The following is a 10,896-nucleotide window of genomic DNA, read 5'->3' on the forward strand; positions in this document are numbered from 1 at the left end:
ATGTCCTCGTCTCGGGCCCTCGTCTCGGGCGTGGTCGTCGGCCGGAGCGTCAGGAGTCGAGGTCGTCGGCGACGGCGCGCAGCAGCGTGGCCACGCGCTTGCCCCCCGCGGCGTCCGGGTACTTGCCCCGCTTCAGCTGGTCGCCCACGCGGTCGAGCACCTTGATGAGGTCCTCGACGATGCCGGCCATCTCGGACGGCGCCTTGCGCTTGGCCTTGGCCACCGACGGCGCCGGGTCCAGGAGCTTCACGGACAGCGCGGACGGGCCGCGACGGCCGTCGGCCACACCGAACTCGACCCGGGCACCGGGCTTGACGCCCTCGACGTCCGAGGGCAGCGCGGACGCGTGCAGGAAGATCTCCCCACCGTCCTCGCTGGCGATGAAGCCGAACCCGCGCTCCGCGTCGTACCACTTGACCTTGCCGGTGGGCACCTGAACCTCTTCGTGCTCGTCGTCGACTACGGCCCCGCGCCGGTGCGCGGAGCCGGATCCGGCCGGTGCACGGGCGCGCGCCCGGCACACGGCCAGAGGCTCAGGCTACCGGCCGGTGCGGCAGGGTGCCGCATCGGTCCGGGTCCGCACCCCGGGCCCGGCGTCGTCAGCGGATGCCGAGGTCGGCGGCCAGGCGGAGGGCGACGGCGTCGAACCACGCCTCCGGGTCGGCGACGGAGCCGACGAGGTGCCCGAAGATCTCGAACGACACGGTGCCGAACAGGGTAGTCCAGGCCATGAGCGTGCGGGCGACCAGCTCCGTGGGCGCGTCCTGCACGATCCCTCGCTCGGCGACGAACCGCCGTGCCGGGTCGACGACGGCGGTGGCGTCGGGGGCACCGTCCGGCGCGGGCCGCGGGGTCGCGCCGGCCGCGTGGGCGCGCGCCACGACGGTCACCAGCACGCGGACGACGCGGGTGGCCGGGTCGACGGTGTCGCGCGGCGCGGCGTACCCGGGCACCGGCGTGCCGTACAGCAGGCCGAGCTCCGCGGGGTGCGTGACGGCCCATGCCCGCAGCGCGCGGCAGGCGGCGAGCCAGCGGACGGCGACGTCGTCGCGGTCGGCCACCGCGGCGTCCGCGTCCTCGACGGCGGTGCCGAGCTCGTCGTAGCACTCGACGATCAGCGCGGTGAGCAGCGCGTCGCGGCTGGGGAAGTAGCGGTAGACGGCGGAGGAGACCATCCCGACGTCGCGCGCGACGGCGCGCAGCGACAGGGCGACCGGGCCGTCGGTCGCGAGGCGGGCGCGGGCTGCGGCGCGGATCTCGCGGGTGAGCGTCTCGCGGGCGAGGGCGCGGGCGGTGCGGGGAGCGTCGACCATGGGCCTCAGCCTGTCACGCGAGAGCAGTCGTCACCAACGAGAGCATCGCTCTTGTCAGGCGGTCGGCGGCGTGCCACGATCGACCAGACAGAGAGCACCGCTCTCGGATTGGAGCACCAGTCATGACCGACCGTCACCTGATCGTCGGCGCCGGGCCCGTGGGCCGGCACGTCGCCGCCCTGCTCGCCGAGCGCGGCTCCGACGTCACCGTCGTCACCCGCAGCGGGCGCGACACCGGGATCGCCGGGGTCGGGCACGCCGCGCTCGACGCCTCCGACGCCGACGCCCTGAGCCGCGCGGCCGACGGTGCCGACATCCTGTACAACTGCGCCAACCCCGGCGACTACACGCAGTGGGAGCGCGCCTGGCCGCCGCTCGCGGCCGCGTTCCTCGCCGCCGCCGAGCGCACGGGCGCCGTCTACGCGATCACCGGCAACCTCTACCCGTACGGCCCGGTCGACGGGCCGATGACCGAGGACCTGCCCGACGCGGCCACCGACCACAAGGGCCGCCTGCGCGCCCGGCTGTGGTCCGACGCCCGGCACGCGTTCGAGGCGGGCCGGCTGCGCGGCGCCGTCGAGGTCCGCGCGTCCGACTACATGGGCCCCGGCGTCGGCGGCAACGGGCACGTGTCGCGCGTGCTGCCCGCCGCCCTGGAGGGCCGGGCCGTGACGATGATGGGCCGCACCGACCTGCCGCACACGTTCACCGACGTCGGCGACGTCGCGCGCACCCTGGTCGCCGCGGCGGAGGACGCGGGTGCGCACGGCCGCACCTGGCACGTCCCGAGCAACGCCCCGCGCACCCAGGCGCAGGCGCTGACCGACGTGCTCGCCACCGCCGGGCACCCGCCCGTCCGCGTCCGCTCGCTGCGGGGCCCTGCGCTCGCCGCCGTCTCCGCCTTCTCCCCGCTCCTGCGCGAGCTGCGCCAGCTCGGCTACCAGTGGGAGCGGCCGTACGTCCTCGACGACTCCGCCGCACGCGACCGGTGGGGCGTCGAGCCCACCCCGTGGGACGAGGTCTGCCGCCGCACGGCCCGGGGCTGACGACCGTCGGGCTGTCGCCGAACAGGCAGTTGCGCACGTTCTGAGTCCGTATTCGGTGCACAACGACCTGTTCGGCGACGAGGGGGCGGCGCGTAGCATCGATCAGATGGCCAGCACGTCGCCCAAGCGCACGGCGGAGGCCGACGTCGCGGACGGCGCCGGCGCCACGGGCGCGCCCCGGACCTTCACCGAGGCGATCCGCGGCCGCGACGACGCCGAGCTGCTCGCCCTGCTGCGCGCCCGGCCCGACCTGGCCACCCCGTCACCGTCGACGCTGCGGTCGCTGGCCGCCCGCGCGTCGAGCCGCACGGCCCTCGAGCGGGCGCTGGCGCACGCGGACGCCCGCACCCTGCAGGCGCTGGAGGCCGTCGTCGCGCTCGCCGGGGACGGCCCGGTGTCCCCTGACGACGTGCGGCACGCGGTCGGCGCGGACGGCACCGACGACACCGACGACACCGACGACACCGGCGACACGGACGACGGCGGGAGCACGCTCGACGGCGGGTCCGCCGTCGAGCGATCGCTCGCCGACGCGCTGACCGCGGCGCTGCTGTGGGACGCGGGCGAGCCCGGCCGCCCGGACCTGCGCCCCGCGCCCGGGCTGGACGACGTCCTCGGCCCGCACCCGGCGGGCCTCGGACCCGTCCGCCCCGACTCCCGTCCCTCCCTGTCGCCGACCGGGCCCGGAAGCGCCGCAGGCAGCGCCACGAGCGGCCCGCACCTGCCCGACCTGCCGCGCGGCGGGCAGGAGGTGCTGGACGCGCTGACGTGGGGCCCGCCGATCGGCCTGGTCCCGGCGCCGGGGACACCGGCGCGCGCGGCCGTCGACGCCCTGGTCGACGCGCGGCTGCTGCTGCGCACGGACGCCCGGCACGTGACGCTGCCGCGCGACGTCGGGCTCGCGCTGCGCGGCGGTCGCACGCACCGCTCCCCCGAGCTCGCGCCGCCCCGGCCGGACGGCCGCGCGGTGCCGCAGGTGGTCGTCGACGCGGAGGCCGCGAGCGCCGCGCTCGAGCTCGTGCGCCGCGTCGACCTCCTGGTCGCCGCCTGGGACGACACGGCGCCGGCGGTGCTGCGCAGCGGGGGCCTCGGCGTGCGCGACCTGCGCCGCACGGCCCAGGCGCTCGGTGCCGACGAGGCGGACACGGCGTTCGTCGTCGAGCTGGCGGCCGCCGCGGGCGTGGTGGCCGACGACGGCGAGGCGCCGCCGTCGTACCGGCCCACGACCGTCGCCGACCGCTGGGAGGTGATGGACGACGCCGAGCGCTGGGCGCTGCTCGCGGCGGCGTGGTCGGGCTCGCGACGCACGCCGTGGCTGGTGGGCTCGCGCGACGAGAAGGGGAACCTGCGGGCGCCGCTGTCCGGCGACCTGCACCGCGGCTGGGTGCCGCGGCTGCGTCGTCAGGTGCTGCAGGTCCTGGCGGCGCAGCCGGGCACGGCGCTCGACGTCGACGCCGTCATGACCGTGCTGCGCTGGCACGCTCCGCGCACGGTGCCCCCGGAGCAGGCGGTCGCCGGCCTGCTGACGGAGGCCGCGCTGCTCGGCGCGACGGGCGCGGGGGCGCTGTCCGGCCCCGGCACCGCCGTCCTCGCCCACCTGACCCCGCAGGGGTCGGACACCCCGCACGACCTGGAGGCGGCGCTGCGCGCGGCGCTGCCGCCGGAGGTGGACGAGGTGCTGCTGCAGGGCGACCTCACCGGCATCGTGCCGGGCCGGCCGTCGCAGGCCCTCGCCCTCCTGCTGGAGCGGTCGGCCGACGTGGAGTCGCGCGGGGCGGCGACGACGGTGCGCTTCTCGCCGTCGTCGGTGACGCGCGCGCTGGACCACGGCACGACGGCGGACGAGCTGCTGGACGCGTTCGCCCGCCGCTCCCGCGTGCCCGTGCCGCAGCCGCTGGAGTACCTGGTGCGCGACACGGCGCGCCGGCACGAGTCGCTGCGGGTGGGGTCGGCCGGCTCGTACGTGCGCGCGGCGGACCCGGCGGTGCTCGCCGGGCTGGTGGCGGACCCTCGGCTCGCCCACCTGGGCCTGGTGCGGCTGGCGCCCACGGTGCTCGCCGCGACGGTCCCCGCCGTCGAGCTGCACGACGCGCTGCGTGCCCGCGGCCTGCTGTCCGCCGTCGAGGGCCCCGACGGCCGCGTGCTCAGCGCGCGCCTGCGCCGGCCGCCGCGTCCGGACCGCTCCCCGCGCGACCCGCGCCGCGGCCCGGTCGCCGAGCCGGAGGCGACGTCGGACGACGCCCGCGCCCACCTGGTGGCCCGCCTGCGCGCCGCGGACGCCGGCGACGAGACGGCCGTGGACCGGCTGGCCGGCGCGCACCGCGCCGCACCGTCGGGCGCCGTCGGGACGACCCCGCGGGGGCCCGCGAACGGCGGCCGGGCCACCGCGACGGGCGGCCGCCCTCGCACCGCCGAGCCCGGCGACGCGCTGGCCACCCTGCACGACGCGCTGCGCGACGGCCGCGTCGTGTGGATCGAGATGGTCGGCGCGTCGGGCACGCTGGAGCGGCGCGCGCTCAAGCCGCTGCGCCTCGACGGCGGCCGGCTGCGCGCGCTGGACCCGGCGCGCGAGGCGGAGCTCACCGTCGCCGTGCACCGCATCGCCGGCGTGGAGCCGGTGGACGGCTGACCTCGCCGGACGCCGCCACGGAACAAGCGCGCCCGCCCACGACGTTGACGCCTCGGGTCCAGACCCTGGATCGCCACCCCTCGGAAGGAGCCGCATGACCGACGGCCCGCTCATCGTGCAGAGCGACAAGTCCATCCTGCTGGAGGTGGACCACCCTCGCGCGGACGACGCGCGCCGCGCCATCGCGCCGTTCGCGGAGCTGGAGCGCGCGCCGGAGCACGTGCACACCTACCGGCTCACCAGCCTGGGGCTGTGGAACGCCCGCGCCGCGGGCCACGACGCGGAGCAGGTCGTCAACACGCTCATCGAGTACTCCCGGTACCCGGTGCCGCACGCGCTGCTCATCGACGTCGCGGAGACGATGGGGAGGTACGGACGGCTGACGCTCGCGACGCATCCCACGCACGGTCTCGTGCTCGAGTCGACGGACCGGGCCGTGCTCGCCGAGGTGCTCAAGTCGAAGCGCACCGCCGGCCTGGTGGGCGACCACGTCGACGAGCAGACCGTCGTCGTGCACCCGTCCGAGCGCGGCCATCTGAAGCAGGTCCTGGTGAAGCTCGGCTGGCCCGCCGAGGACCTCGCCGGGTACGTCGACGGCGAGAAGCACGAGATCGCGCTGGCCTCCCCCACGCACCCCCGCACCCCGCACGAGCAGCCGAAGACGTGGGAGATGCGCCCCTACCAGGCGCAGGCCGTGGACGGCTTCTGGCACGGCGGCTCCGGCGTCGTCGTGCTGCCCTGCGGCGCCGGCAAGACGATCGTCGGCGCGGGCGCGATGGCGAAGTCCGGCACCACCACGCTCATCCTCGTGACCAACACCGTCAGCGCCCGCCAGTGGCGCGACGAGCTGGTGCGCCGCACCACGCTGACCGAGGACGAGATCGGCGAGTACTCGGGCTCCCGCAAGGAGATCAAGCCCGTCACGATCGCCACGTACCAGGTGCTCACCACCAAGCGGAAGGGCGTGTACAGCCACCTCGAGCTGCTCGACGCCCGCGACTGGGGCCTCATCCTCTACGACGAGGTGCACCTGCTGCCCGCGCCGATCTTCCGCATGACGGCGGACCTGCAGGCGCGCCGGCGCCTCGGCCTCACCGCCACGCTGGTGCGCGAGGACGGGCGCGAGGACGAGGTGTTCAGCCTCATCGGCCCCAAGCGCTACGACGCCCCGTGGAAGGACATCGAGGCGCAGGGCTACATCGCGCCCGCCGACTGCGTCGAGGTGCGCCTCACGCTGCCCGAGCACGAGCGGATGGTGTACGCGACGGCCGAGCCGGAGGACAAGTACCGCCTGGCCGCGTGCGCGCCGGGCAAGAACCGCGTCGTCGAGCGGATCGTCGCGCAGCACCCGGACGACCAGGTGCTCGTCATCGGCCAGTACCTCGACCAGCTGGAGGAGCTCAGCCAGCACCTCGACGCGCCGCTCATCACGGGCGCGACGACGGTCCGCGAGCGCCAGAAGCTGTTCGCCGCCTTCCGGGAGGGCGAGATCAGCCGCCTCGTGGTGTCGAAGGTCGCGAACTTCTCCATCGACCTGCCCGAGGCGTCCGTGGCGATCCAGGTGTCCGGGTCGTTCGGGTCACGGCAGGAGGAGGCGCAGCGGCTGGGGCGCGTCATGCGGCCCAAGGCCGACGGCCGGACGGCGCACTTCTACGCCGTCGTGGCCCGCGACACCGTGGACCAGGACTTCGCCGCCCACCGGCAGCGGTTCCTCGCCGAGCAGGGCTACGCGTACCGCATCGTCGACGCAGAGGACCTCGAGGCCCCCGACGCCGCGCGGTAGTCCGGGACGACGACGGCGTGCGGGCATCCACCCGCCGTCGCACGGTGGCCGCATGACCCGTTTCGGCTACACCCTGATGACCGAGCAGGCCGGCCCGAAGCGCCTCGTCGAGTACGCGGTGCGCGGCGAGCGGGCCGGCTTCGACTTCGAGGTCATGAGCGACCACTACTTCCCGTGGTTGGACGCGCAGGGCCACTCCCCGTACGCGTGGAGCGTGCTCGGGGCCGTGGCGCACGCGACCGAGCGCGTGGGGCTCATGACGTACGTGACCTGCCCGACGCTGCGCTACCACCCGGCCGTCGTGGCGCAGAAGGCGGCGACGGTCGGGCTGCTCTCCGACGGCCGGTTCACCCTCGGCCTCGGCGCCGGCGAGAACCTCAACGAGCACGTCGTCGGCGCCGGCTGGCCCGCCGTCGACGAGCGGCACGAGCTGCTGGCGGAGGCCGTCGAGATCATCTCCGTGCTCTTCAGCGGCGACCTCGTCAGCTACCGCGGTGACCACTTCCAGGTGGACTCGGCGCGACTGTGGGACCTGCCGGACGAGCCGGTCGACATCGGCGTGGCCGTCTCGGGCCGGCAGTCGGTCGAGCACTTCGCGCCGCTCGCCGACCACCTCGTGGCGACCGAGCCGAAGGCTGGCCTGGTCGAGCGGTGGGACGCCGTCCGCGAGGACGCGGCGCTGCCGCCGTCGCGGAAGATCGGCCAGATGCCGATCTCGTGGGACCCGGACCGGGACGCGGCGATCGCCCGCGCGCACGAGCAGTTCCGCTGGTTCGGCCTCGGCTGGCCGGTGAACGCCAACCTGCCCACCACCGAGGCCTTCGACCGCGCCGCCGCGTTCGTCCGCCCCGAGGACGTCGCGGGCTCGATCCCGTGCGGCCCGGACCTGGACGCGGTCGTCGAGGCCGCCTCCGCCTACTGGGAGGCGGGGTTCACGGACCTGGCGCTCGTGCAGATCGGGGACGAGCGCCAGGGCCAGTTCCTCGACGAGGCGGCCGGCCCGCTCCTGGAGCGGTTGCGGTCCGCCGCCCCGGGCGACGTCGAGGGTGGCGTCGAGGGTGGCGTCGAGCCCTGATGCCCGGCCCGGACGGCGGGCCGGCGTCGGTGCCGCAATTGCGTCGGATGCCCGCGCGCGACACGATCGGGTCGTGAATCCCCGTGTCGCCCCCGCTGCGCCGCGCCGCGCCGCAGCGGCCGTCGGTGCGTGCGTGCTGGCCCTGGTGCTGGCGCTCGCCGGCGCCGCCGTCCTCGCGCTCAGCGCCTCCGCCGTCCCTCCCCTGACCCAGCTCGACAGCGAGATCACCGACCAGTCGGGGGTGCTCGACGACGGCGACGTGGCGCAGGTGCAGGCCTCGCTCGACCAGCTCGCGGACGACACGCCGTACCAGCTGTTCGTCGTCTACGTGGACTCGTTCGACGGCACCGACGGACGCGACTGGGCGAACCGCACCGCGACGGACGCGGGCCTCGGGGTGAACGACCTGCTGCTGGCCGTCGCCACCCAGGACCGCGCGTACGGGCTGTCGGTGGACACGAACAACGGCCTCTCGGACGCGCAGCTCGACCAGGTGGAGCAGGTCGCCGAGGACCACCTGCGCGACGACGACTGGGCCGGCGCGGCGATCGCCGCCGCGGACACGATCCGCACCGGCGGCACGACGTCGTCCGGCGGCGGCTGGGGCGTGGCGGCCGCGGTGGGCGGCGTCGCCGTGGCGGGCGGGGTCGGTGGCTGGCTCTGGGTCCGGTCGCGCCGCAGGAAGCAGGGCACCGCCGCCCCGGCCGGTCCGGGCGACCTGTCCGCCGTGCCGACCGAGGAGCTCGAGCGCCGCGTGGGCACCGCGCTCGTCGAGATCGACGACGCCCTGCGCACGTCGGAGCAGGAGCTGGGCTTCGCCCAGGCGGAGTTCGGGCTGGAGGCCACCCAGGACTTCTCCGCGGCTCTGGAGGTCGCGAAGGCCGACGTCGGGCAAGCCTTCCATCTGCGCCAGGAGCTCGACGACGACGTTCCGGACAGCGAGCCGCGCCGCCGCCAGCTGCTCGCCGGCATCCTCGAGCTGACCGAGCACGCCGGGGCGTCGCTCGATGCGCAGACCGACGCGTTCGACGAGCTGCGCGCCCTCCAGCAGCGGGCCCCCGAGCTGCTGGACGAGACGGAGCAGCGCGCCGGCGAGATCGAGGCCCGCGTCCCGGTGGCGCGCGAGACGCTCGACGGGCTCGCGGCGTCGTACCCGGCCTCCGCGCTCGCCTCCGTCCGCGGCAACCCCGACCAGGCGACCGCCCTCGTGGCGCACGCCCGCGAGGCCGTCGCCTCGGGCCGCACCGCCCTCACCGGCCGCACCCGCGCCGCCTCGGTCGCCCACCTCCGGGCGGCGCAGAACGCGCTCGGGCAGGCCGCGACGCTGCTCGACGCCGTCGACCAGGCGGGCGCGCAGCTCGCCACCGCCGGCGCCGACCTGGACAAGGGCCTCGCGTCGATCGGCCAGGACGTGGCCGACGCCGCCCGCCTCGTGCCCGCCGGCGGTGCGGGCGACGGTCAGGCGGACCGGGCGGCCGTGGCCGCCGCGCTCGCCGAGGCCGAGTCCGCGATGACCCAGGCGCGCGACGCCCGGTCCGGGGGCGACCCGCTCGCCGCGCTGCACCGGCTCACCGCGGCCGAGGCCGCCCTGGACACCGCGCTCGCCCCGGCGCGCGAGAAGGCGGAGGCGGACGCCCGCGCCCGCGCCCTGCTGCGCGACACGCTCGGCCGCGTGGACTCGCAGGTGCGCGCCACGCAGGACTACGTCGCGACGCGGCGCGGTGCCGTCGGCCCCGAGGCCCGGACCCGCCTGGCCGAGGCGGCGCGGCTCGTCGCCGAGGCCCAGGCGCTCCAGTCGCAGGACCCGACGGCGGCCCTCGAGCGCGCCCAGCAGGCCGAGCGGTACGCCCAGCAGGCGACGCAGCTCGCGGAGCAGGACACCTCGTCGTGGGGCGCGAACCAGGGCGGGCAGGGCGGGCCGAACGTCGGCGGCATGGTGCTGGGCGGGATCCTGCTCGACTCCGTGCTGCGCGGGTCCGGCGGCGGCATCAGCGGCGGGTTCGGCGGCGGCTACGGGGGCGGCCGACGCCGGGGCGGCTATAGCGGTGGTTTCGGCGGTGGCCGCGGTGGCGGCGGGTTCGGCGGCGGCCGGAGCAGCGGCGGCGGCCGCGGCGGGAGGTCGCGCGGCGGCCGCTTCTGACCCCGTCGTACGGGCCGGAACCGGTCCGGGGCGGCGCACGTTCTGGCAGGCACACGACGACGGCACACCATCTCAGCAGGGCGACGGAAGGAAGCACGACCATGACGCAGAAGCAGAGCATCCTCGGGCGCATCAGCCAGCTCGCGAAGGCGAACATCAACGCGCTGCTCGACCGCGCCGAGGACCCGCAGAAGATGCTGGACCAGCTGGTCCGCGACTACACGAACAACATCGCGGAGGCCGAGCAGGCCATCGCCCAGACCATCGGCAACCTGCGCCTCGCCGAGCAGGACTACAACGAGGACGTCCAGGCGGCGAGCGAGTGGGGCACCAAGGCCCTCGCCGCGTCGCGCAAGGCCGACGAGTACCGGTCCGCCGGCAACACGGCCGACGCCGACAAGTTCGACAGCCTCGCCAAGGTGGCGCTGCGCAAGCAGCTCGACGCCGAGTCCGAGGTCAAGACGGCGCAGCCGATGATCGAGCAGCAGCGCGTCACGGTCGAGAAGCTCAAGACCGGCCTGGCCGCGATGAAGGACAAGCTGGGCGAGCTCAAGTCCCGGCGCGACCAGCTCGTCGCCCGCCAGAAGGCGGCGCAGGCGCAGCAGACCGTGCAGGGCGCGATCAGCTCCATCAACGTGCTCGACCCGACCAGCGAGCTGGCCCGCTACGAGGAGACCGTGCGCCGCGAGGAGGCCATGGCGATGGGCCAGGCCGAGGTCGCGGCGGCGTCCCTCGACTCCCAGTTCGCCGAGCTGGAGGCGTCCGACAAGGACATCGAGCTCGAGGCCCGGCTCGCCGCCCTCAAGGCGGGCAACGCGCCGGCGCCGCAGATCTCCCCGTCCGACCCGGCCTGACCCGCGAGGTAGCACGAGCCCCCGCGAGGTAGTGCGCGGCCCGGCGAGGTAGTTCC

The 10,896-nt window shown here is 76.1% G+C and carries 8 protein-coding genes; 6 read left to right on the plus strand and 2 right to left on the minus strand.

Annotated elements, in window-relative coordinates; genetic code table 11:
- Positions 1-49 precede the first annotated feature (49 nt).
- Both ACFQ80_RS14140 and ACFQ80_RS14145 read right to left on the minus strand, forming a co-directional pair.
- Entirely contained in the window at positions 50-433 is a 384-nt protein-coding gene (locus ACFQ80_RS14140; protein WP_430548644.1) for a cold-shock protein, read from the minus strand.
- Positions 434-599: 166 nt separating this feature from the next.
- Positions 600-1,313 (minus strand): TetR/AcrR family transcriptional regulator, encoded by a 714-nt coding sequence (locus tag ACFQ80_RS14145; RefSeq protein ID WP_430564103.1) that lies wholly within the window; start codon positions 1,311-1,313, stop codon positions 600-602.
- A gap of 122 nt (positions 1,314-1,435) precedes the next feature.
- On the opposite strand from ACFQ80_RS14145, the gene ACFQ80_RS14150 reads away from it, so the two are divergent.
- The 6 genes from ACFQ80_RS14150 to ACFQ80_RS14175 all read left to right on the plus strand — a co-directional run bounded on the left by ACFQ80_RS14150 (position 1,436) and on the right by ACFQ80_RS14175 (position 10,840).
- Complete coding sequence (locus tag ACFQ80_RS14150; RefSeq protein WP_430564104.1) at positions 1,436-2,359, plus strand: NAD-dependent epimerase/dehydratase family protein; 924 nt, start codon at positions 1,436-1,438, stop codon at positions 2,357-2,359.
- A 106-nt stretch (positions 2,360-2,465) separates the two neighbouring features.
- Positions 2,466-4,988 (plus strand): helicase-associated domain-containing protein, encoded by a 2,523-nt coding sequence (locus tag ACFQ80_RS14155; RefSeq protein ID WP_430564105.1) that lies wholly within the window; start codon positions 2,466-2,468, stop codon positions 4,986-4,988.
- Positions 4,989-5,082: 94 nt separating this feature from the next.
- Positions 5,083-6,771 carry a DNA repair helicase XPB gene (locus tag ACFQ80_RS14160; RefSeq protein ID WP_430548640.1) on the plus strand — a complete coding sequence of 563 codons (1,689 nt, stop codon included), beginning with the start codon at positions 5,083-5,085 and terminating at the stop codon, positions 6,769-6,771.
- 52 nt (positions 6,772-6,823) lie between these two features.
- Positions 6,824-7,846, plus strand: coding sequence for a TIGR03557 family F420-dependent LLM class oxidoreductase (locus ACFQ80_RS14165; RefSeq protein WP_430564106.1), 1,023 nt, complete (start codon positions 6,824-6,826; stop codon positions 7,844-7,846).
- 73 nt (positions 7,847-7,919) lie between these two features.
- Positions 7,920-9,986 carry a TPM domain-containing protein gene (locus ACFQ80_RS14170; protein ID WP_430564107.1) on the plus strand — a complete coding sequence of 689 codons (2,067 nt, stop codon included), beginning with the start codon at positions 7,920-7,922 and terminating at the stop codon, positions 9,984-9,986.
- A 101-nt stretch (positions 9,987-10,087) separates the two neighbouring features.
- A complete protein-coding gene (locus ACFQ80_RS14175) occupies positions 10,088-10,840 on the plus strand; it encodes a PspA/IM30 family protein (protein WP_430548637.1) in 753 nt (250 codons plus the stop codon).
- The last annotated feature ends 56 nt before the right edge of the window (positions 10,841-10,896 follow it).

The sequence above is a fragment of the Isoptericola sp. NPDC056578 genome (genome assembly GCF_042793275.1).
Classification (GTDB): domain Bacteria; phylum Actinomycetota; class Actinomycetes; order Actinomycetales; family Cellulomonadaceae; genus Isoptericola.